This window comes from Nakamurella sp. PAMC28650, assembly GCF_014303395.1.
In the GTDB taxonomy this organism is placed as follows: Bacteria; Actinomycetota; Actinomycetes; order Mycobacteriales; family Nakamurellaceae; genus Nakamurella.
The window spans coordinates 5,427,357-5,449,405 of the sequence record NZ_CP060298.1 but is presented as its reverse complement, the minus strand read 5'-3'; the positions used below and the strand labels follow the sequence as shown (position 1 = coordinate 5,449,405).

At 68.8% G+C, this 22,049-nt stretch carries 17 protein-coding genes; 8 read left to right on the top strand and 9 right to left on the bottom strand.

Features of this window, described 5'->3' with window-relative positions:
• Positions 1-102: 102 nt before the first annotated feature.
• The gene (locus tag H7F38_RS24605) at positions 103-597 is read left to right on the top strand and encodes a DUF2537 domain-containing protein (protein ID WP_187092194.1); all 495 of its coding nucleotides are present in this window, start codon (positions 103-105) and stop codon (positions 595-597) included.
• Between the two features lie 71 nt (positions 598-668).
• Here H7F38_RS24605 and H7F38_RS24600 read toward each other — a convergent pair whose 3' ends face one another.
• The 5 genes from H7F38_RS24600 to H7F38_RS24580 all read right to left on the bottom strand — a co-directional run bounded on the left by H7F38_RS24600 (position 669) and on the right by H7F38_RS24580 (position 8,181).
• Entirely contained in the window at positions 669-2,516 is a 1,848-nt protein-coding gene (locus H7F38_RS24600) for an ABC transporter ATP-binding protein (protein WP_222618309.1), read from the bottom strand.
• Entirely contained in the window at positions 2,513-4,291 is a 1,779-nt protein-coding gene (locus H7F38_RS24595) for an ABC transporter ATP-binding protein (RefSeq protein ID WP_255498172.1), read from the bottom strand. Before H7F38_RS24595 ends, H7F38_RS24600 begins: the two co-directional genes overlap by 4 nt.
• A 138-nt stretch (positions 4,292-4,429) precedes the next feature.
• Positions 4,430-5,674, bottom strand: coding sequence for a septation protein SepH (gene sepH, locus H7F38_RS24590; protein WP_187092192.1), 1,245 nt, complete (start codon positions 5,672-5,674; stop codon positions 4,430-4,432).
• A 109-nt stretch (positions 5,675-5,783) separates the two neighbouring features.
• Entirely contained in the window at positions 5,784-6,911 is a 1,128-nt protein-coding gene (serC, locus tag H7F38_RS24585) for a phosphoserine transaminase (RefSeq protein WP_187092191.1), read from the bottom strand.
• A gap of 163 nt (positions 6,912-7,074) precedes the next feature.
• Positions 7,075-8,181 carry a citrate synthase 2 gene (locus H7F38_RS24580; RefSeq protein ID WP_187092190.1) on the bottom strand — a complete coding sequence of 369 codons (1,107 nt, stop codon included), beginning with the start codon at positions 8,179-8,181 and terminating at the stop codon, positions 7,075-7,077.
• Positions 8,182-8,433: 252 nt separating this feature from the next.
• On the opposite strand from H7F38_RS24580, the gene pdxH reads away from it, so the two are divergent.
• From pdxH to H7F38_RS24550, 6 genes are all read left to right on the top strand, one after another.
• Positions 8,434-9,114 (top strand): pyridoxamine 5'-phosphate oxidase, encoded by a 681-nt coding sequence (gene pdxH, locus H7F38_RS24575; RefSeq protein WP_187092189.1) that lies wholly within the window; start codon positions 8,434-8,436, stop codon positions 9,112-9,114.
• Positions 9,111-10,496, top strand: a complete 1,386-nt coding sequence (locus H7F38_RS24570; RefSeq protein WP_255498171.1) for an MFS transporter — start codon at positions 9,111-9,113, stop codon at positions 10,494-10,496. Before pdxH ends, H7F38_RS24570 begins: the two co-directional genes overlap by 4 nt.
• 121 nt (positions 10,497-10,617) lie before the next feature.
• Complete coding sequence (locus H7F38_RS24565) at positions 10,618-11,328, top strand: hypothetical protein (protein WP_187092187.1); 711 nt, start codon at positions 10,618-10,620, stop codon at positions 11,326-11,328.
• Positions 11,329-11,509: 181 nt separating this feature from the next.
• Complete coding sequence (locus H7F38_RS24560; RefSeq protein ID WP_187092186.1) at positions 11,510-12,085, top strand: hypothetical protein; 576 nt, start codon at positions 11,510-11,512, stop codon at positions 12,083-12,085.
• A 28-nt stretch (positions 12,086-12,113) separates the two neighbouring features.
• Positions 12,114-13,097 (top strand): aldose 1-epimerase family protein, encoded by a 984-nt coding sequence (locus tag H7F38_RS24555; RefSeq protein ID WP_222618308.1) that lies wholly within the window; start codon positions 12,114-12,116, stop codon positions 13,095-13,097.
• 41 nt (positions 13,098-13,138) lie between these two features.
• Positions 13,139-13,384, top strand: coding sequence for a DUF2630 family protein (locus H7F38_RS24550; protein ID WP_187092185.1), 246 nt, complete (start codon positions 13,139-13,141; stop codon positions 13,382-13,384).
• Positions 13,385-13,615: 231 nt separating this feature from the next.
• On the opposite strand, the gene H7F38_RS24545 is transcribed toward H7F38_RS24550, so the two are convergent.
• Together H7F38_RS24545 and H7F38_RS24540 are read right to left on the bottom strand one after the other, a co-directional pair.
• Positions 13,616-14,989, bottom strand: a complete 1,374-nt coding sequence (locus H7F38_RS24545; RefSeq protein ID WP_187092184.1) for a deoxyribodipyrimidine photo-lyase — start codon at positions 14,987-14,989, stop codon at positions 13,616-13,618.
• A 223-nt stretch (positions 14,990-15,212) separates the two neighbouring features.
• Positions 15,213-16,571 (bottom strand): citrate synthase, encoded by a 1,359-nt coding sequence (locus tag H7F38_RS24540; protein ID WP_187092183.1) that lies wholly within the window; start codon positions 16,569-16,571, stop codon positions 15,213-15,215.
• 286 nt (positions 16,572-16,857) lie between these two features.
• On the opposite strand from H7F38_RS24540, the gene H7F38_RS24535 reads away from it, so the two are divergent.
• Entirely contained in the window at positions 16,858-18,378 is a 1,521-nt protein-coding gene (locus H7F38_RS24535; RefSeq protein ID WP_187092182.1) for a long-chain fatty acid--CoA ligase, read from the top strand.
• A 350-nt stretch (positions 18,379-18,728) separates the two neighbouring features.
• On the opposite strand, the gene H7F38_RS24530 is transcribed toward H7F38_RS24535, so the two are convergent.
• Positions 18,729-19,487, bottom strand: coding sequence for a MerR family transcriptional regulator (locus H7F38_RS24530; protein ID WP_187092181.1), 759 nt, complete (start codon positions 19,485-19,487; stop codon positions 18,729-18,731).
• Positions 19,488-19,728: 241 nt separating this feature from the next.
• On the bottom strand, positions 19,729-21,849 hold the full coding sequence (locus H7F38_RS24525) for a glycosyltransferase family 39 protein (protein ID WP_187094964.1): 2,121 nt from the start codon (positions 21,847-21,849) through the stop codon (positions 19,729-19,731).
• Between the last annotated feature and the right edge of the window lie 200 nt (positions 21,850-22,049).

Below are 22,049 nucleotides of genomic sequence, written 5' to 3'. Positions count from 1 at the left end.
CGGCGGTCGGTGCGGCACACTTGACCGCATGCGTGCGCCTGCTCCCCGGCCCGACCCGGTGACCCGGGCCGTCGAGGTCTGCCGTCGTCGGGTGATGTCCCGATGAGCGGGCCCGATGACGACGCCGGTTCTGGCGGCCCCATCACGTCCGCCGGCGCCGAACGCGACCCCTCCGAGGCGGGACACCACCGGGGGCCGCCGGTGGAATCGCGGTCGGAGCGAGAAGACGATCGGGCTCCGGACGGACGACCGGCCGATAGCGGGAATGCTCCGGACGACGAGGCGTTCCTGGAGGACGAGCCCTCCGACTGGGCCTGGGTCGAGGAGTGGCGGGCCGGCGGCGAGGCGGTGCCCTGGGGTCCCGGCCTGGCGCTCGCCGGGTTCACGATGTTCCTCGTCGCCAGCGCCGTCTACGTGCTGTCCGCCGGTCTGTCGAACAATCCCGTCGTCGCCATCGGGGTCAACGTCCTGGTCGCCGGCGGACTCGGTCCGGCGCTCTGGCTGTCCAGGTCCCTGCCCGTGCTGCGCTGGATCGCCGGCGGTGCGGTGCTCGGGGTGCTGGTGGCCTGGGTCTCGGTGCTGATCTTCCTGGCCTGATCTTCCCGGCCGATCTGCCGGGGCCCGATCTTCCCGGGCCGACCGTCGGGGACTCAACCCCGGGTCGGGGCTCAGACCAGAGAGTCCTGCCAGGCCGAGTGCAGGCCGGCGAATCCACCACCGGACCCGATCAGATCTTCGGGAGAGCCGTCCTCGACGATCCGTCCGTGTTCCATCACCAGGACCCGGTCCGCGATCTCGACGGTGGACAGTCGATGGGCGATGACCACCGCGGTCCGGTTGTGCAGCACCGTCCGCAATGCGGCCTGGACCGCGCGTTCCGACGGGATGTCCAGCGAGGCGGTGGCCTCGTCCAGGATCAGCACGGCCGGATCGGCCAGGAACGCACGGGCGAACCCGACGAGCTGCCGCTGCCCGGCGGAGAGTCGACCTCCGCGCTTCCGGACGTCCGTGTCGAAGCCCTCTGGCAGCTTGCGGATGAAACCGCCGGCCCCGATCTCGTCGGCGGCCGCCTCGATCTCGGCGCGACTCGCGGAGGGCTTGCCCAGTGCGATGTTGTCTGCCACCGAACCGGAGAACAGGAATGACTCCTGGGTGACCATCACGACGCCGCGCCGTAGATCGTCGGAGGAGAGGTGGGAGACATCCACCCCGTCGAGCAGCACCCGGCCACCCGTCGGGTCGTAGAACCGGGCCAGCAGCTTGGCCAGCGTCGACTTGCCGGCACCGGTCGCGCCGACCACCGCCAGGGTCTGACCGGCCGGCAGCTCCAGGTCGAAGGTCGGGAGGACCTCGACCTGTGGGTGGTAGGAGAACTGCACCTGGTCGAAGCTCACCCGCCCGGTGATCTCCGGCATCGGGATCGGGTCGGTCGGCTCCGGAACCCCGGGCACCTCCTCCAGCAGGCCGGACAGCTTCTCCAGCGCAGCGGCCGCCGACTGGTAGGAGTTGTAGAACATCGCCAGCTCGTCGAGCGGGTCGTACATCCGGCGGACGTAGAGCAGGAAGGCCGCGAGCACGCCGACCTCGAGACCGGAGTCGATGACCTGCACGGCCCCGATGATCATCACCGCGGTCAGGGTCAGGTTCCCGATCAGCCGGACGCCCGGCGTGTACCTGGCCATCGCGATCAGTCCATCGCCGTTCGCCTCGGCGTTCTCGTCGTTGAACTTCGCGAAGATGGCTTCGTTGCGCTCCTCGCGCCGGAAGGTCAGGACGGCCCGGAGACCGTTCATCGTCTCGGTGAACTGCACGATGAGTGCGGCGATCGCGGTCCGGGTGCGGCGGTAGATCTTCCGTGACGTGCTCTGGAACCAGCGCGTCAGGAAGAAGACCGGGATCAGTGCGGCCAACGCGATCAGCCCGAGCGGCAGGTCGAGAAACAGCAGCGCGATGCTGATGCCGAGGACCGACAGGAGCCCCGAGACGAGTCCGTCCAGGCCCTGTTCGGTGAGGTCGGAGAGGGTGTCGAGGTCGCTCGTCATCCGGGCGATGACCCGGCCGGAGGTGTACTTCTCGTGGAAGGACAGGCTCAGGGACTGCGAGTGGGCGAACACCCGGCCCCGCAGGTCGAGCAGCACCGTCTGGGAGATGCGGGCGGCCAGCCTGACGAAGGTGCCCCTGGCCAGCGCGTTGACCAGACCGGCGCCGAGGTAGCCGATCGCCGTGAACGTCAGCGGGCCGCCGTCGCCCCTGGTCAGCGCGGGCACCGCTGAGTCGATCCCGTAGGCGACGATCAGAGGGCCGGCCAGGAAGGCCAGCTCGCTGATCACCACCATCGCGATGGCGAGGATCGTCAGCCGCCGGTGCGGACGCAGCAGGGAGCCGAGCAGACGGCGCGACCTGGCCTGCAGTTTGATGCCGACGTCCGAGCTGATGTCGACGGAGTCTTCCGCGGCGACGCCTCGCCAGACGTCGTCGGCCTCCGGATCCAGTGGCACGGCAGGAGTGGTGTTCACGCGTGTGCCTCCTGGGTGTTGCGCAGTTGGGTGTCGGTCCGGTCGTCGCGGCTGGCGAGCAGGTCGCGGTAGGCCGGCACCCCGGCCATCAGTTCCGAGTGCGTCCCGATCGCGGTGATCCTGCCGTCCTGCAGCAGGGCCACCCGGTCGGCCAGCATGACCGTGGAGGCTCGGTGCGCGATCACCAGCGCGGTGGTGCCGGCCAGCACCGAACGCAGCGCCCGTTCGACCTTGGCCTCCGTGTGGATGTCCAGCGCGGACAGCGGATCGTCCATCACGAGCACCTCCGGGTGGGCCACCACCGCCCTGGCCAGCGCCAGCCGTTGGCGTTGCCCACCCGACAGGGACATCCCCTGTTCGCCGATCCTGGTGTCCAGACCCCAGGGCAGCTCGTAGACGAAGTCGGCCTGCGCGACCTCGAGGGCGGACCGGACATCGCTCTCGGTACCGTCCGGCTTGCCCATCAGCACGTTCTCGCGCACCGAGGCGGAGAACAGGGTGGTGTCCTCGAACGCCACGGACACGCGCGAACGAAGCTCCGACAGGTCGAAGTCACGGATGTCCACACCGTCCAGCTCGATCTGCCCGTCGGTGACGTCGTAGAGCCGGTTGAGCAGGGCCGACAGGGTGGTCTTGCCGGAGCCGGTCGCCCCGACCAGGGCGACGGTCTCACCCGGCTGCAGTTCGAGATCGATGCCCCGCAGGGTCTCCTTCGGTCCGCCCGCCTGGGACTGCGCATCGTCGAAGTGGAAGTGCACACCCCGTAGTCGCAGATGGCCGGCCACCCGCGGCGCGGCGACGGGCAGGTCCGGAGAGGTGACGGTCAGCGGCGAGTCCATCACCTCGAAGTAGCGTTCGGAGGCGGCCGCGGTGTCGTTGGCCATGGCCAGCAGCCAGCCGATGGAGTCGATCGGCCAGCGAAGAGCCATGGCCGTCCCGAAAAACGCCACCAGGGTGCCGGCCGAGAGCGAGCCGGCGGCCACCTGCCGGACGCCGAGGATCAGCGCCACGCCGAGGGCGATCTCGGGCAGCGCGATGATCACGGCCCAGAGGACCGACATCACCCTGGCCTTGGACAGTTCGGTCTCGCGCAGTGCGCGGGCCTGTCTGCCGAAGGACCGGCCGAGGTGGGCACTCCGCCCGAAGGCCTTCAGAATCCTGATCCCCAGCACCGACTCCTCGACGATGGTGGCCAGGTCGCCGACCTGGTCCTGCGACCGCCTGGCCAGGATCTGGTAGCGCGACTCGTAGAAGAAGGACAGCAGCACCAGCGGGATGGCCAGAGCGGCGATGATCAGCCCGAGCTGCCAGGCGAGCGCGATCAGGATGCCGACACCGACCAGGAAGGTGGCCAGGTTCACTGCGAGGAACACAAGACCGAACGACAGGAACCGGCGGATGGTGCCCAGGTCCGAGACTGCGCGGGACAGCAGCTGACCGGCCGGCCACCGGTCGTGGAAGGCGACCGGCAGTTGCTGCAGGCGTTCGTAGAGCGCCGCCCGCATCGTCGCCTCCACTCGCATGGTGGGGCGGGTGGCGAGCATCCGCCTGGCCCAGAACAGGACCGCCTCGGCGACCCCGAGACCGATCAGCAACATGGCCGGCGACCACAGGTCGGCCAGCCGGCGATGCGCGATCGGCCCGTCGATGATCCCTTGGATGACGAGCGGGAACGTCAGGCCGCAGAGCGAGGCCAGTACGGCGGCGACCCCGGAGGCGGCCAGCGAGGGGAAGGCCGGTTTCGCGTAGGGCAGGAGCCGACGCAGCGACGTCACGGTCGACGTGCGCGGCCTCGCAGATGGGGAAGGTGGACCTTTTGGGGTATTGGACATGACCCGGCCAGGCTACGTGGGGACACCGACAGGCCTCCAACCATTAAAATCCGTGGCCCGGTCGTTGGCGGAGTCCGCAGCTCAGTGACCGTTCGAGCGCGTGCCCAGCAGGACGTCCTCCCACGAGGGCATGGACGGCCGGTGACCCTTGCGCGGCGCCTTGACCGCGCCGGTGGGTGCAGCGATCGCCGGTGCCGTCGTGCGCGGGGTGGCGGCAGCGGGTGGCGGTGTGGACAGTCCGGTCGACGCGATGCCGGTCGACGCGATGCCGGTCGCTGGCGTTGCGTTCGACGGGGAGATCGAGGACGCCGCGGAAGCGGTCGGCACGGCCCTGGCCGACTCGGTGCCGGTCAGTGCGACCTCACGACGCGTGATGACCGGGTTGACCCCGGTGCGGTCGTCGGTGACGGTGTCTTCGACGATCCGCTGCGCGCTGACCTGATCGGGGTGAGGGTGAGGGTGACTGCTCTGCGGGGCGGTGCCCTCGAGCTGGTCGACCGGGACGCGGAAGCCCCGACCACGGCCGGCGGACCGGTCGCCCGACGTGCTGCCGGGCCGGGAGATGGGCGACGAGACTGCCGCCGGGAGCTTGCTGCCCGCAGGGTGCGCAGACCGCGCGCCGGGCTCGCCGGAGCGGACGGAGGTGCGGTTGACCGGCCGTTCGGTCGCGATGGTGGGGTCCAGCAGGACCGACGACACGGTGTCCGGCCGGACCGGGCGCAGTGGCCGGAGGATGCGCAGCGCCGGATCGACGATCTCCGCGGCCGCCTCGTCGCGTGCGCTGAGCGTCCCTCCGTCGGGGCCGGGGTGGAACAGCCACTGGGCCCGGTTCTCCGAACGTCCGGCACTCCAGGTCAGGGCCAGCACCCAACCCTCGTCGTCCTTGAAGGCGTCCCACTTCATGTCTGCGTCGTGGCCCCGTGCGGCGAGGGTGGCGGCCACCGTCTCGGCCACCGAGATGCCGGCGGTGATGCCGTCGATCGCGGGTCGCGCCTTCTTGGCCTTCTCCACGACGCTGGCGCGCTCGAGCAGGACAGGGTAGGCGAAGCGCTCGACCCGGGAGGTGGTGGTCCCGGCCAGCGAGGCGACCTCTTCGACCGTTGCGCCGGCCCGGATCTTCGACTGGATCTCCCGGGGCCGCAGCTGCGACTCCAGCTCGATCTCCAGCTGGCCGAACCGGCTCAGGTCGCCGCGTGCCCCGGCACGCAGCCGGTCGTCGCACGGGACGGAGAACTGCTCGCCGGTCAACGGGTCCTCGCAGACCAGATTCTTGACCGTCCCGTTCGCCGGGGCCTCGGCGAGGCCCAGTACCCGCAACGCACGCATGGCGACTCCTCCCGCACCGGAAGAAGATTTCCTCCGGCTATCCGGTGATGAATTTATCCCGGGGGTCCGACACGCTCGCCCAGGCGCGCCGCATCGAACCGTGTGCGAATCAGAGCTTGCCGACGACGAAGTCGATGCAGGCGGTCAGTGCCGTCACGTCGGCGGGCTCGATGGCCGGGAACATGCCGACACGCAGTTGGTTGCGGCCGAGCTTGCGGTAGGGCTCGGTGTCGACGATCCCGTTGGCGCGCAGCACCTTTGCCACGGAAGCGGCGTCGACGGCGTCGTCGAAATCGATGGTGCCGACGACCTGCGACCGCAATTCCGGGCGTTGGACGAACGGCGTGGCGAACGATGACTTCTCGGCCCACCCGTACAGGCGTGACGAGGAGTCGGCCGTCCTGGCGGTCGCCCAGTCCAGCCCGCCCTGGCCGTTGATCCAATCGATCTGATCGGCGAGCAGGAACAGCGTCGCCACGGCCGGGGTGTTGAGCGTCTGGTCCTTCGTGGAGTTGTCAAGGGCGGTGGCGATGGACAGGAACTCCGGGATCCAGCGGTCGGTCGCGGCGATCTCGCCGATGCGCTCCACTGCCGCTGGTGAGGCCAACGCGATCCAGAGCCCGCCGTCGGAGGCGAAGACCTTCTGCGGCGCGAAGTAGTAGACGTCCGTCTCGGCGACGTCGACGGGCAGCCCGCCGGCGCCCGAGGTGGCGTCGACCAGCACGAGCTGCCCGCTGGTCGCGCCGGCCGGCCGCGAGACGGGCACGGCCACACCGGTCGAGGTCTCGTTGTGGGCCCACGCGTAGACGTCGACGTCCGCCTGTGCGACGGGATCCGGGGCGTCACCCACCTCGGCCCTGATGACGGTCGGCTCGCCGAGGAAGGGCGCGGCCCTCGTCACCGCCGCGAATTTGGCGGAGAACTCGCCGAAGGCGAGGTGCTGGGACTTCTCGCGGACCAGGCCGAGTGCAGCCGCATCCCAGAACGCCGTCGTGCCACCGTTGCCCAGGATGACCTCGTAGCCGTCTGGGAGGGAGAACAGGTCGGAGAGCCCGGCCCGGACGTGGTGGACCAGGCTTTTCACCGCCGGCTGACGGTGCGAGGTGCCCAGATAGGTCGCACCGGACGCGGCCAGCGCGGCGAGTGCCTCCGGCCGCACCTTCGAGGGGCCGCAGCCGAACCGGCCGTCGGTGGGGATCAGATCTGCGGGCAGCACCAGGGTGGTCGGATCGGCCATGACAGGCGGCTCTCCTCGTTGCGAGCGATGTGCGGTTGGCGGGTGGGGGTCGTCGATGTCTGCGACCGGACCGCTCGTCCATCCTGTCACCAGGAGTGTCGGGTCCCGCACGCGGTCGACCGGAGCAGACGGCCGGATCGGACGGCCGGATCGTGCAGCCGGATCAGACCGACAGGGCGAGGGTGCCGAAGCCGTCGACCATCTCCGGCGTGCGGGCTTCGTGTCCGTCGTAGACGGCGGACGGGCGCACCAGTCGGCCGAGCCGCTTCTGCTCCAGGATGTGGGCGCTCCAGCCGGTGGTCCTCGCGCAGGTGAACATGGCCGGCATCATCCTGGCCGGGACGCCGGCGAAGTCCAGGATGACGGCCGCCCAGAACTCCACGTTCGTCTCGATCGCACGGTCCGGACGCCGTTCCCGCAGTTCGGCCAGTGCGGCCTGCTCGAGAGCGGCGGCGGCCTCGTACCGGGGGGCGTTGAGCTCCCGGCATGTCCGGCGCAACACCCTGGCCCGTGGGTCCTCGGCTCGGTAGACGCGGTGTCCGAAGCCCATCAGCCGGTCGTGACGATCCAGGATCCCCTTGACGAGACCGGCTGCATCACCGCTCTTCTCGACGGATTCGATCATCGGCAGCACCCGCGCCGGCGCGCCCCCGTGCAGTGGCCCCGACATCGATCCGACCGCGCCGGTGAAGCACGCCGGCACGTCGGCACCGGTGGAGGCGACGACCCGGGCGGTGAAGGTGGAGGCGTTCATCCCGTGTTCGGCGGCCGAGACCCAGTAGGCGTCGATGGCGCTGACCTGTTGCGGCGACGGTTCGCCCAACCACATCGTCAGGAACCGCTCGACCACCGTCGGTGCAGCCTCCAGCAGGGACTGTGGCACTTCGGGAAGGCTGCCCCTGGCCGACCGGGCCGCATAGGCCAGCGTGGCCGACGTCGTCTGCGCCAACTGGTCCCGCGCCTGTTCGTCGCTGATGTCCAGCAGCGGCCCGAAGCCTCGCGACGGTGCCAGCAACGGGAGCGAGGCCTGGACGTCGACCCTGACGTCACCGGAGAAGAAGGCGGGCGGCGAGATGTCGATCGGGAGACGTGCTCCGAAGGAGTCGTCCACCAGCAGCGACCAGACGTCCTCGAAGCCGACCCGCCCGACCAGGTCGTCGATGTTCACGCCGCGGTAGCGCAACGCTCCTCCGTCCTTGTCCGGCTCGGCGATGGCCGTGTGGAAGGCCACCACACCTTCGAGTCCGGGTACGAATTCACTGGTTGCCAATTCGGATACCTCCGCGTTGAGGATGATGGGTCGGGGATCGAACTCCGGTGGCGACGTGACGGTCTCACCTTCTGGAGGACTGCCTGACGACACTGTCCCCCGGCGGCCTGTGCCCAGGCCATGATTCGGAGCGGTGCTGTTGGTCACGTCCGGAAGGCCCCGGACGTCGGCCGGGATCGCAGCCGGGGGTAAACGTTAGCTAAAGTAACGGCTGGCGCTCGGAGATCCGGGCGCCGGTGAGCGGGACTGCCGATGACGGTTCCTGACGAGGACAAGGGTTGCGGCGTGACACTGGACGACCTTGCGCGAATGCGGGAGAACTACACGATGGCCGGACTGGACGAGACCCAACTGGCCGGCGATTGGGTGACCCAGTTCGACCGTTGGCTGGGCCAGGCGGTCCAGGGCGGGGTGACCGAGCCGAACGCCATGGTGCTGTCCACCGCCGGCCGGGCCGGGGCTCCGACCACGCGGACCGTGCTGGCGAAGGCGGTGGACGAGCGCGGCGTCGTCTTCTACACCAACTACACCTCCGCCAAGAGTCACGATCTCGAGGAGAACCCATGGGCTGCGGTCACCTTCCCGTGGTTTCAGCTCCAGCGTCAGATCCACGTCCGCGGTCCGGTGCACCGGGTCGACGAAGCTGAATCGCTGACGTACTGGAAGACCAGGCCGCGGAGTTCCCAGATCGGCGCGTGGTCGAGCCCGCAGTCGGCCGTGGTCGCGGGCCGGGACGAACTGGACCGGCTCGAGAAGCACATCCTGGAGCAGTTCGGCGAGGAGCAGGAAGTGCCGCTGCCGCCGCACTGGGGAGGCTGGCGGATCGAACCTGTCGCCGTCGAGTTCTGGCAGGGCCGGACCGGGCGGATGCACGACCGGCTCCGGTACCGGCTCGTGGACGGTCGATGGCTGATCGAGCGGCTCGCCCCGTGACAGACACGCCCTCGCCCGTCACGCCCTCGCCCGTCACCCCCTCGCCTGTCACGCCCCAGCCCGACCGATCACCTGCCGCCGACACGGTGCCGCCCCGCCGGGCCGGTCGCCTCGGCCGCATCGTGCCCGACTCCCGGCCCCTGCGCATCCCGGCCTTCCGCCGGATGTTCGTCTCGCAGATCGCCACCGTTGTCGGCTCCCAGCTGACCGCCGTGGCGGTGCAGCAGCAGATCTTCGACGTCACCGGCAGCTCGGCCCTGGTCGGCCTGGCCTCCCTGGTGGCATTGGTGCCACTGGTGGTCTTCGGCCTGCTGGGCGGCGCCGTCGCGGACAGCTTCGACCGGCGGAAGCTGATGATGATCACGTCCGCCGGAATCGCCGTCACCAGTCTCGCCCTCTGGCTGACGGCCCTGTCGGGCACGCGCCAGATCTGGATCGTGATGGCCCTGCTCGCGGTCCAGCAGGGCTTCTTCGCCGTGAACCAGCCGACCAGGAGTGCGATCCTCCCCCGGATCGTGCCGGCCGAACTGGTGCCGTCGGCGAACGCGCTGAACATCACCGTCTTCTCCACCGGCGTCATCGTCGGTCCACTGCTGGTCGGCGTGCTGATCCCGTTGACGGGCCTGCCGTGGCTGTTCTTCATCGACGCGCTGACGCTGACCGGCGTCCTCTATGCCGTCATCCGTCTGCCACCGATCCCGCCGGCGGGTGCCGGGAGCGGCCGCGGGCGGGCCAAGGTCAGCGACGGACTGATCTACCTCAAGGCCCGGCCCCTGCTGCTGATGACCTTCGTCATCGACATCATCGCGATGGTCTGCGGCATGCCGAGGGCGCTGTTCCCGGCGATGGCCGAGCACACGTTCGGCGGCCCGCCCGGTGGTGGGGTCGCTCTGGGCGTGCTCAACGCCGGACTCGCCGTCGGCTCGCTGCTGGGCGGGCTCACCGGTGGCTGGATCACCAGGGTGCACCGTCAGGGCATCGCGATCCTGCTGGCCGTGGTGATGTGGGGCTTCTCCATGGCGCTGTTCGGTACCACCTCGGTGCTGTGGCTCGCGGTGATCTACCTGGCGATCGGCGGCTTCTCGGACCTGGTCAGCTCGGTCTACCGCTCGACGTTGTTGCAGGTGGCGGCGACCGACGAGATGCGTGGACGACTCCAGGGGGTGTTCACCGTCGTCGTCGCGGGCGGCCCGCGACTGGCAGATCTGGTCCACGGCGTGGTCGCAGACGCCACCTCCACCACGTTCGCCGTCATCGGTGGTGGCCTGCTGTGCGTGGTCCTGACGGTGGTGGCCGGCTATTTCGGCCGTTCCCTGCGCGACTACGACTCCCGCCATCCCACCAACGACGAACCCGGCCGCGTGATCGAGAGGTCGGCCTGAGCCGGCGCGTCCGGCGCCACGGGTCTGCGCTGCCCAGGAAGCTGTTGCTGTCGGCGGGATCGGGCAGAATCATCGAGGGCGCACGTCACCGCGGCCGCCGGGCGGGAAATGGGGACACAGCATGAGCCAGGGAAATGACGAGGCGAACCGGTACGGCCCGGCGAACCAGTTCGGCCCTGCCACTCCGTGGACTCCGCCGGGCCCTCAGGTTCCGCCGGGCTACCAGATGCCCCCGGCGTTCGATCCGGTCACCGGTCAGCCGCTGCCGCCGGGTCCACCGGCCTATTCGGCGGTCGACCCCTATGCGCCGCAGCCCCCCGCCTACCCGCTCACGTACCCGGGACATGCACCTCCCGGCTACCCGGGTCAGCCACCTCCCGGGTACCAGTTCGTCCCGATGTATCCCCTCGTCCCGGTGCGGCCACCCAAACCCGGCGGCGCCATCGCGGCCGCCGTGCTGGCGTTCGTGCAGGCCGGGTTCGTGCTGATCGGCAGCGTGTTCATGTTCAGCGGCGCGAGCTTTTCCACCAACGGCGACCGCAACCGCTACAGCTCGGAGTTCACCGTGATCGGGTTCGTCCTCCTGGTCGTCGGAGGCCTGTTGATCGCGGGCGGTACGACCATGCTGAACCGCCGTTCGACGTTGTTGGGGGTCGGCGGGCTGCTGTCCATCGCGCTGTCGGTGTACTTCGTCATCCGACTGACCGATTTCGCCTTCGGGCTGGCCGTCTGGGTGCCGATCATCTACGCGGTCCTGCCGATTCTGGCCATCGCCCTCTCGATGGGCTCGGACGTCAGATCGTGGATCAAGAGCCCGGCGGACGTCCGGTAGGCCGCCGCCGGCGGTCATCTGCATAGGGCAGGATTCAGGGTGCCGCCGGTGGTTGCCGGAAGGGGACCTTCGGTGGCGATGTGCGTCCGATCGTCAGGTCCCGATGCTTGGCCCGGAACCCATTCCCCATCAGAGGTCGGCAACGCTCCAGGTTGTCGTGGCTGCCCAGGAGGCGTCATACATGTCCTACCCCGCACCGCACGCCCCGCAGGACTGGGCGCCGTATCCGCGTCTCGATGACGCAGTGCGCGCGTACATCCGTGACGCCGATGCTGCCCTGGAAGCCCTTTACGGCGTCCTGGATCCCGGTGAGGTCAAGGCTTTCACCTGCGAGCGGGTCGCCTCGACGCAGGCGTGGGGCGAGTCCCTCTGGCAGGAGGTCGCCGTCACCGACGGTCGGCGACTGATTCTCTGGCACGGGGACGACGAGACCGACGACGACCGGCCCGACATCCTGATGTTCTCGTCCTCGGTGCGCACCATCCCGCTGTCGGCGATCGTGGACCAGGGGCTGCGCAACCGTTTCAAGGCCGAGCCAGATGGCTCGCGCACGATGCATGCGGTGATGCTCTACCTGTCGACGCAGACACCCGAACGCTCGATGACGGAGCTGACCGAGGCGAACGAGACCCGGACCGTGCAGTACGTGGAGACCTATCGCTTCTCCAAGTCGGTGACCGACGGTGGCCTCGCGCAGATGCAGCGTCTGCTGCAGTTCGGCCGGGCCGTCTCGCAGTTCACGGCCCAGGCCCGATGAACGCGCACCGCACGAACGGATACCGGTCGTGAAATTGGCGCCCCGTGCTGTTTCCGGTCATCAATTCGAGATCCGACATGGTGATGCGCTGGTCAGGGTCGGTCAGGTGGCGGCGGTGCTGCGGGAGTTCTCGGTGGCCGGTGTGCACTTCACCGAGACCTGGACCGACGACCTGGTGGCTCCGCTGGGTTGCGGGATGGTGCTCGCGCCCTGGCCCAACCGGGTGGCCGGTGGTCGGTGGGAGCACCAGGGCACGACCCAGCAACTGGACATCACCGAACCCTCCCGCGGGAACGCGATCCACGGTCTGCTGCGCAACACCGCCTACGAGTTGCTGGAGCAGACGCGCGACTCGGTCACCCTGGGCGCTTCGATCTATCCGCAACACGGTTACCCGTTCACCCTCGACACGTCGGTGACGTACACGTTGACCGACGCCGGACTCCAGGTCACCCATCGGCTCGCCAACGTGGGCTCCGGTACCGCGCCGTTCGGCATCGGCGCGCACCCCTACCTCCGGGTCGGCCCGTGCGCTGCCGCCGATCTGACGATCACGGTGTCCGGTGCCACCCACGCGCTGGTGGACGAGGCGATGATCCCGGTGTCGAAGGAGTCGGTCGAGGGCAGACACGTGGACCTGCGAGGTGGCGTCAGGGTGGGTGAGATCAAGGCCGACGTGGCGCTGACCGACCTCGCGGTGAGCGACGGCCGCGTCGAGCACCGGCTTGCTGCTCCCGACGGCACCGCTCTGGTCCTGTGGGCGGACGAGGTGTTCGGCTGGGTGCAGGTGTTCTCGCCACCGGGGTTCCCGGTGCCCGGACGGTCCGACCAGCGGGTCGCGATCGCCGTCGAGCCGATGACGTGCGCTGTCAACGCCTTCAACTCCGGCGACGGACTGCTCTGGCTGGAGCCCGGTGCGAAGTGGTCCGCGTCGTGGGGCCTGCGGCCGGAAGGTTTCCGAGCCCAGCACGGTTCGTCCATGGTAGGAACAGGCAGTCGTCGTCCGGGATAGGACCGAGCAGTTGTCACCGAGCAGTTGTAAAGGAGATCACCGTGTCAGAGCACGACACCCTCGGGACCGTTCGGTCACTGGTGGACCAGGAGCACCAATTGCGCCAGAAGCGGCTGGCCGGCGAGATCGACTCGCAGGAGGAGCGCGCGCAGCTCCAATCCCTGGAGGAAGCCCTCGACCAGTGCTGGGACCTGCTGCGGCAGCGTCGCGCCAAGTCGGAGTTCGGTGGGAACCCGGAGGACGCGGCGGCCCGGCCCGTGAAGACCGTCGAGGGTTACCTCCAGTAGTTCTCGGTGCGTCCGGCGCATACGGATCTGCCGGGCGCATACGGATCTGCCTGAACTGTGGCCCGCAAGGCGTCGGACGGGCACTGTTGTCTGCGCGGCGGCCCCCGACAGAGGCCCCGCCCGATTGAATGCGAGGCGGCCCCCGCCAGAGGCCCCGCCCGCCAGAGGCCCCGCCCGGCGGAGCGCGCCCGCCAGAGGCCCCGCCCAGCGGAGCGCGTCGACCGGCGGGCGTCAGCGGCTGTGCGGACGTTGCTCCCAGCGGCGGAGGGTCTCGATCCGCTCGGCGGCATGATCCACGATCGGTGCTGGGTACCCCTTGGGCATTCCGTCCGGTAGGTCCCATGGTCGGTGCACGGCCTTGCCGGCGACGCCGGCCAGCTCCGGGACGTACCGGCGGACGTAATCGCCCTGCGGGTCGAACTTCTCGCCCTGGGCGATCGGGTTGAAGACGCGGTAGTACGGCGAGGCCTGGGCGCCGGCGCCGGCCACCCACTGCCAGCCGTGGGTGTTCGACGCGATGTCGCCGTCCACCAGGTGATCCATGAAATGCGCCGCCCCCAGTTGCCACGCCAGGTGGAGATCTTTGATCAGGAAGGACGCGACGCCCATTCGGACGCGATTGTGGATCCACCCCTCCGCCATCAGTTGTCGCAAGCCGGCGTCGATGTACGGATATCCGGTGCGCCCGGTCTTCCATGCCTCGAGCCTGGTGTCCGCCTCTTTCCCGCTGTCCCAATCCAGGCCGTCGATCACCGGGTCGGCGGACACCGTCAGCGTTTCGGGGCGATGGAAGAGGATGTCACCGTAGAAGTCCCGGAAACCCAATTCCCGCTGGTAGGACGCCGCCCCGACGGATCGTCGTTTCGACAGGTCGGCCAGCAGTGTCCGCGGGTGTACGCATCCCCATTTGAGATAGGGCGACATGTGGCTGGTACCGGGGTGATCCGGCCGGTTCCGCTCGTCGTCGTAGTCGGCGACCGCCTTTTCCAGGAAGTCGGACCATACCTGCTGGGCGGCCTTTTCCCCGGGCGCGGGCAAGGTCATGTCGGACGGAATGGCGGCGGAGAGTTTTTCGACGGCGAACCGGGGGCCGAGGTCTTCTGGATCGAGCCACTCGACGTCGCCCCCGGATCCAGCAGGCCCGCGCCAGCCGTGTGCTGACCAGGCACGGTGGAAGGGGGTGAACACGGCATACGGAGTTCCGTCCGGTTTGCGGACCCGACCGGGGGCGACGGCATAGGCAGAACCGGTGGCGATCATCTCGATGTCCTTGCGCCGCAGGGCATCCTCCACCCGCGCATCACGCTTGCGCCCGTAGGGTCCGTAGTCCGCGGACAGATGGACCGTGTCGGCCCCGACTTTCGTTGCCAACGAGGGGATGACGTTCTCCGGTCGCCCGTGCGCGATCATCAAGCGGCCGCCCATGGACTCGGACAGTTTCGTCAGGCAGCCGGCCAGGAAATGACGTCGGGGCGATCCCGAGCCGTTCAGCAGCTTGTCGTCGGCCACGAAGACGCCCAGGACGTCACCGGATCGGGCCGCCTCCAGCAGAGCCGGGTGGTCGTCGAGTCGGAGATCGCGGCGGAACCAGAGCAGGGAGGTCACGTCAGGTCAGTTCCCGTCGGTGGGCAAAACATACGCTGTCGCGCGTCGCAAAGTCTCGATTCCGGCCAGGAAGGCAGCCAGCGGAAGTGGACCTGAATCCACAGTTTTCCACGCGCCGGAGACTTTCCGACGCGCCGGGGGGTTTTCCACGCGCCGGAGACTTTCCGACGCGCCGGAGACTTTCCGACGCGCCGCAGACCCGGAGGAGCGCGATGGAGCAGGGTCAGCGGTGGTCGCCGGGGACGTAATCCCGTGCGGTGTAACCGGTGTAGACCTGCCTCGGGCGGCCGATCTTGGTCGCCGGGTCCTCGATCATCTCGCGCCACTGGGCGATCCAGCCGGGCAGCCGGCCGATCGCGAACAGTACGGTGAACATCTTGGTCGGGAAGCCCATCGCCTTGTAGATCAGACCGGTGTAGAAGTCGACGTTCGGGTAGAGCTTGCGGGAGACGAAGTAATCGTCGTGCAGCGCAACCTCTTCCAGCTGCTTGGCCAGATCCAGCAGCTCGTCGTTCGCCCCGAGCGACTCCAGAATTCCGTCCGCGGTCTGCTTGACGATCGCCGCGCGCGGGTCGTAGTTCTTGTAGACGCGGTGGCCGAAGCCCATCAGCTTGACGCCCGGCTCCTTCTTCTTGACGCGGTCCACGAACTTGGCGATGTCGCCGCCGTCGTCACGGATGGACCCGAGCATCTGCAGGACGGCCTCGTTCGCCCCACCGTGCAGCGGGCCGAAGAGGGCATTGATACCGGCCGCGACGGAGACGAAAAGGTTGGCATGCGCGGAACCGACCAGTCGGACCGTGGAGGTCGAGCAGTTCTGCTCGTGGTCGGCGTGCAGGATGAACAGCTGGTCCAATGCCTTGGCGATCTTCGGGTCGACGTCATAGGGCTCGGCGGGAAAGCCGAAGGACATGCGGAGGAAGTTCTCCACCAGGCCGAGGGAATTGTCCGGGTAGAGCAGCGGCTGACCGACCGTCTTCTTGTAGGCGTAGGCCGCGATGGTGGGCAACTTCGCCAGCAGGCGCACCGTGGACAGTTCGACGTGCTCGGGATTGAACGGATCGAGCGAGTCCTGGTAGAAGGTCGACAGCGCGCTGACGGCGCTGGAGAGCACCGGCATCGGGTGCGCATCGCGAGGGAACCCGTCGAAGAACCGCTTGAGGTCTTCCTGCAGCAGGGTGTGCCGATTGATCCGGGAGGTGAAGTTGTCCAGCTCGGTCGGGGTCGGCAGTTCGCCGTAGATCAGCAGGTAGCTGGTCTCGATGAAGGTCGAGGACTTGGCCAGCTGCTCGATCGGGTAGCCGCGGTAGCGCAGGATCCCGGCGTCACCGTCGATGTAGGTGATCGCGGAGGTGGTCGAGCCGGTGTTGGTGAACCCGGGATCGAGGGTGACGATCCCGGTGGTCCCCAGCAGCTTGCCGATCTCCACACCGGAGGCACCTTCGGTGGCCGGGACCAGCTTGAGATCCAGTGTGGCGTGACCGTAGGTCAGGGTCGCGGATCCCGGTTCGGTTTTCCGGACCGCCTCCGGCGCCGCAGCATCGGGCGTAGCGACAACGGGGGCTTCGTCGACCTCGGGCATGCGCGTCTGCGCTTCTTCACAGTTTTTGACCACAGCGGTACCTCGCCGATCCAGCGGCGGAAGGCGGGTCGGCCCGGTACCGATGGCGGGAGTGCAACTCCTTGTCCGGCGAATCTACTTCTCGAAGAGCCGGCACAGCCAACCGGGTCAGCATTTCCCGGTGTGCGTATGGTCGGCTTGTGACGTTGATCCCAGTCCGTCCATCCGGGCAGCCTGTCCACCACCTGCGCCGAACCGCACAGGGAACGTCCGGAGAATCGGACACGAAGAAGAGCGGAACTCATCGATGAGCCTCAGTCTGTGCAGCATCCTCGCCGAATCCGCTCTTCGCTATCCCGACGCGGACGCCGTCGTGATGGGCGCCGAGCGAACCTCCTACAGCAGACTATGGGAGCAGGCCAGGCGCTACGCGGCCGTGCTCGCCGAGGCGGGTGTCGGTCCCGGCGACAAGGTCGGCCTGCTGATGCCGAACGTGCCGGACTTCCCACGGGCGTACTACGCGGCGCTCTCGCTCGGCGCGGTCGTCGTACCGGTGCACGCGCTGCTGGTGTCCAGGGAGATCACGTACGTTCTCCAGAACGCCGGCTGCAAGCTGCTGATCGTCGGTGCACCCCTCCTGGCCGAGGGCGCACCGGCCGCCGCCGCAGCCGGGATCCCGCTGTTCGCGGTGATGGGCGGCGAGGGTGTCGACCGTCTCGACGAGATGGCCGAGGACGCGACCCCGCTGGCCGCCTACGTGGAACGCGACGCCCACGACGAGGCCGTCATCCTCTACACCTCCGGCACCACCGGCGCGCCCAGGGGTGCAATCCTGACGCAGCTCAACATGACGATGAACGCGATCACCTCGGCCACCACCGTGATGGGGATGTCCAGCGCCGACATCGTGCTGGGTTGCCTGCCCCTTTTCCATTCCTTCGGGCAGACCTGCGCGATGAACGCGGGCTTCTTCGCCGGCTCGACGCTCGTCCTGCTGCCGCGTTTCGACGGCGCTGCGGCCATCGACCTGATCGTCTCCGAGAAGGTCAACGTCTTCATGGGCGTGCCGACGATGTACATCGGTCTGCTCGCGGCCGCCCGGTCCGACCCGCGTCGTCCGCAACTGCGGGTGGCGGCGTCCGGTGGGGCGAGCCTGCCGGTCGCCGTGATCGACAAGTTCGCCGAGGTCTTCAAGGCCGACATCTACGAGGGCTACGGACTTTCCGAGACATCGCCGGTCGCCACCTTCAACCAGCCGGTGTTCGGCCGCAAGCCCGGCACCGTCGGCCGGGCGATCTGGGGCGTGCAGGCCGAGATCGCCGCCGCGGAGGTCGAGGGTCGCATCGATCTCATGCCGGTCGGCGAGATGGGTGAGGTCGTCATCCGTGGGCACTGCGTCTTCGCCGGCTACCTCGGCAACCCCGAGGCCACTGCCGCAGTGATGGTGGGCGGCTGGTTCCGCACCGGGGATCTCGGCACGAAGGACGAGGACGGGTTTCTGTCGATCGTCGACCGGAAGAAGGACATGATCCTGCGCGGCGGCTACAACGTCTACCCGCGTGAGGTCGAGGAGGTCCTGGCGGGACATCCCGGGGTCGCCCAGGTCGCGGTGATCGGCTACCCCAGCGAGGTCCACGGGGAGGAGATCTGCGCCGTCGTGGTCAGGTCCCCGGAAGGGGCGGATCTCGACGAGGCGGGCCTGATCGCGTGGTCGCGGGAGAACCTCGGGCGGTACAAGTACCCCCGCCGCGTCGAGTTCGTCGACTCGTTCCCGATGGGTCCCAGCGGCAAGATCCTGAAGCGGGAACTGGTCGCCGGGCTGAAGTAGTCCCCGTGTCCCACGCTGGTCACAGCAGCGGCACAGCCGGACCGGTCAAGCTCGGTGCTCTCGACGTGCGTGGAAAGGGTCGCGAGTGACACAGCAGGATCGGCGTCCACCGGCAGAGCGCCGCGATCGGATGCGTTCCAGGGTCAGAGGTATCACGGCCGGTGCCGTTGCGACGGCGGCGGTGGGCGCCATCGCGCTCACCGGGTCGCTGTCCGGCGGCGGCGGGTCGCACGCAGGTTCCGGGGGGTCCTGACCCAGGAGGTGATGCGGGTTCCGTGATGTGGGATCCCGCGCCACCTCCTGCCTGGTGGTGGTTCGCCCCGTGACCGGTGCTCGCCGAGGGTCCGCGGTCAGCGCTCCTGACGGTCGGCGTTGGCGTGGACAGCATCTCGCAACCATTGCGCCAGGCCCGGTGCCAGCTCCTCGTAGGTCCGCGTGAACCTCTCGTCGGCCAGATACATGTCGCCCAGGCCACGGTGCATGGGGTAGGGGCAGTCGTAGAACACCTCGATGCTCCGGTGGTGCGCCTCGGCGAGATCCAATGCCTCGTCGCTGTTCGGCGCTGCGCCGGCCGTCATGGCCGCCACCAGTCGGCGATTGAGGTCGTCTTCGTCCTGCTTGACCTTGACCCAGTCCTGCTTCGTGAACGCCTGAGTGCGGGTCTGCGACTGTTGCCACGCCGGAGTATCCCCCCAGCGCTCTTCCGCCTCCATCTCGTAGTTCTCGCTGTAGTTCGGTCCGAAGATCTCGAACTTCTCCTGCGGTGTCAGTGCGATTCCCATGCTGTGGGCCTCCAGTTCCTTTTCGACGGCGGCCACCATGTCGGTGAGCCGGGCGATCCGCTGGGTGAGGAGCTCGTGCTGCCTGCGCAGGTGAGCTCTGGCCGTCGCGCCCGGCTTGCTGAGAATGGCGGCGATCTCGGTGAGTGGGAATCCGAGCTCCCGATAGAACAGGATGTGCTGCAACCGATTCAGGTCCGCATCGGAGTACTGGCGGTACCCGGTGGGGCTGCGGTCCTGTGGCTCCAGCAGGCCGATCTGACCGTAGTGGTGCAACGTCCGGATCGTCACACCCGCCAGATCGGCTACCTGGCCGACCGAGTAGCTCATGTTCTCCCCCTGCTGATCTCACACCTCTGGGGTCGCCTTCGGGTGGTGCCGGGGCCGGTCGGCCCCTGCACGAACGACGATGCGCTCTGACGCTACGTCAGGGTCAAGCTGCTGGGCAGGTCAATTCCACAGGGGCCACGTGCCAGTGCCGGGTGGGGCGATCGACCGGAATGAGATCCGCAGATCCAGGGCCACGGAGTGCGGATCCTATTCCGGTCGATGCCAGGAGCCGCGGCGTGGATCAGGCGCTGGTGGCCTTGGTCAGGTCGTAGACCGTCACGCCGCCGACCGTGGTGGCGCTGTAGTGTGCGGTCACCCAGGCCGTGATGGCACCGGACGTCGAGGTCCCGCCACCCTGGCCGCCGCCGCCGAACCCGCCACCGGAGATGAAGTAGTGGATGTCGCCGGCCGCGACGTAGGCCTGGAACTGGGCCAACGTCGGCGACGGGTCGGAACCGGTGAATCCGCCGATGGCCATCACCGCCTTGTCGGTGGCCAGGATGTACGTCCCGGCCGACTGGGACCCGATGGTGGCCGCCGCCCAGCGCGACGTGGTCTTGTTCAGCAGGGCGGTCAGGGCGGCATTGGACGAGCTACCCCCACCGCCGAAGCCGCCGCCCGCTGCTGCTGCTGCCGACCCCGATGTGGTGCCGGTCGGTGCAGACCCGGTGCCGAGACCCGTTGGGACAGTTCCGGTCGGAGCGGTGCCGTTGGGGGCTGTGCCACTCGGGGCGGCGCCGGTCGGGCGCGCGCCGGTGAAGCCACCGGCTGCTCTCCCGCCGCCGAAGCCGCCCATGCTGCTGGAGACGGGGCCGGCGATCGGCGTCGACCCCGTGTGAGCGGTGGCCAGGGTGTCGATGGTGAACGCGGCGGTGCCGCCCAAAGCGGAGATGGACCCGACGAGCAGGCCGATCACGGCGTACTTCTTGAGCCGGCCGGCCGATGCGGCCAGCAGTGCCGCGCCGAGCATTCCGCCGACCAGGACGAGCCAGCGGAGCCACGGCGCGAAGGTCGGGGCGTCACGATCGAGCAGATGGTACGACCAGCCGGCGGTGACGGAAATCATCGCCGCGAGCGAAGTGCGGGCCAGGTGAGAATTCCGTCCTCGCCACAGTTCCCGCCCGGCGATGGCGACGAGCCCGGCGATGCCGGGGGCGAGCGCGATCGCGTAGTAGGGGTGGACCGTGCCCTGCATGTACGACAGGACGACGGCGGTGACGATCATCCAGCCGCCCCAGAGCAGGATGCCCGCGCGGGTGGTGTCCGTCCGGGGCGCTCTGCGGGTGAACCACACGCCGGCGATGAAGGCGATGAGCGCGGCCGGGATCAGCCAGGAGATCTGCGAGCCGAACGACGTGCCGAACATCCGGTTGAGGCCGCTGGCCCCGCCGAAGGAGGTGCCGCCGCCCCCGCCGCCCCCGTTGCCGGTCGAGCCGAACAGGCGTCCCAGGCCGTTGTAGCCGATGGCCAACTCCCACAGGGAGTTGTCGGTGGAGCCACCGATGTAGGGGCGGGACGCGGCGGGCCACAGCGCGACCAGGGCCACGAACCATCCGGCCGAGACGATGACGGCCCCCAGCGCAGCCAGCAGGTGCCAGATGCGGGTCATCAGCTTGTTCGGGGACGCGACGAGGTACACCACGGTGAAGGCGGGCAGAACCAGCAGGCCCTGCAGCATCTTCGTCAGGAAGGCGAACCCGATCGCGGTACCGGCCAGGACCAGCCAGCGCAGCGCGTGGGACTTCTTCCCGGCGGGCACCTTCTCGATCGCCCGGACGACGAAGTACGCGCCGGCCGTCATCAGCAGCACCAGCATCGCGTCCGGGTTGTTGAACCGGAACATCAGTGCGGCAACAGGTGTCAGGGCCACCAGGACGCCGGCGACCAGTCCGGCGGCATGGGCGGACGTGCGCTTCACGGCCGAGTACAGCAGGGCGACGGTCCCGACGCCCATCAGCGCCTGCGGCAACAGCATCGAGAACGACGAGAATCCGAAGATCCTGGCGGACAGCACCATCACCCACAGCGAGGCGGGTGGCTTGTCCACGGTGATCGAGTTGGCCGAATCCAGCGATCCGAAGAGCCACGCCTTCCAGCTCTCGGTGCCGGACTTGACGGCCGCGGCGTAGAAGTCGTTGGCGTATCCCGAGATGGACAGGTCCCAGAGGTAGGCGCCGGCCGTCACGAGGAGCAGTGCGATCAGCAGTGGGCGCGCCCACCGCGGGTCACCGGCACCGCCGCGGACCAGCCTGGTCCAGCGGTTGCGTTGCTGGGGCGGGCCGGAGGAGTTGGTGGGCAGTTCTTCTGGTGGGCGCACGGCCGGGTCGGCCGGCAGATCGACAGTGGTCAACGCGGAGGTCATGGTCATCGTCCTGGATTCCTTTTCGGGGCAATCGGTCTGGAGAGGAGGTGGGTGGCGAGCGCGTCAGTGCGCGACGGGCCGTCGTGGAACCCGGCGGTGGACCTCGGTGGCGACGCAGCTGGATCGCCCGTTCCACCGCGTGCGGCGGGGATTGGCGAGCGGATCCGCGACCACTGCTGTGCAGGCTCGCGCGGCGGATG

Excerpts from the sequence above, each read along its gene's own strand:
- H7F38_RS24535 (WP_187092182.1), top strand. The coding sequence starts at position 16,858 with ATGAGCCTCAGTCTGTGCAGCATCCTCGCCGAATCCGCTCTTCGCTAT.
- pdxH (WP_187092189.1), top strand. The coding sequence starts at position 8,434 with ATGACGGTTCCTGACGAGGACAAGGGTTGCGGCGTGACACTGGACGAC.
- H7F38_RS24560 (WP_187092186.1), top strand. The coding sequence starts at position 11,510 with ATGTCCTACCCCGCACCGCACGCCCCGCAGGACTGGGCGCCGTATCCG.
- sepH (WP_187092192.1), bottom strand. The coding sequence starts at position 5,674 with ATGCGTGCGTTGCGGGTACTGGGCCTCGCCGAGGCCCCGGCGAACGGG.
- H7F38_RS24525 (WP_187094964.1), bottom strand. The coding sequence starts at position 21,849 with ATGACCTCCGCGTTGACCACTGTCGATCTGCCGGCCGACCCGGCCGTG.
- serC (WP_187092191.1), bottom strand. The coding sequence starts at position 6,911 with ATGGCCGATCCGACCACCCTGGTGCTGCCCGCAGATCTGATCCCCACC.
- H7F38_RS24605 (WP_187092194.1), top strand. The coding sequence starts at position 103 with ATGAGCGGGCCCGATGACGACGCCGGTTCTGGCGGCCCCATCACGTCC.
- H7F38_RS24565 (WP_187092187.1), top strand. The coding sequence starts at position 10,618 with ATGAGCCAGGGAAATGACGAGGCGAACCGGTACGGCCCGGCGAACCAG.
- H7F38_RS24530 (WP_187092181.1), bottom strand. The coding sequence starts at position 19,487 with ATGAGCTACTCGGTCGGCCAGGTAGCCGATCTGGCGGGTGTGACGATC.
- H7F38_RS24540 (WP_187092183.1), bottom strand. The coding sequence starts at position 16,571 with ATGCCCGAGGTCGACGAAGCCCCCGTTGTCGCTACGCCCGATGCTGCG.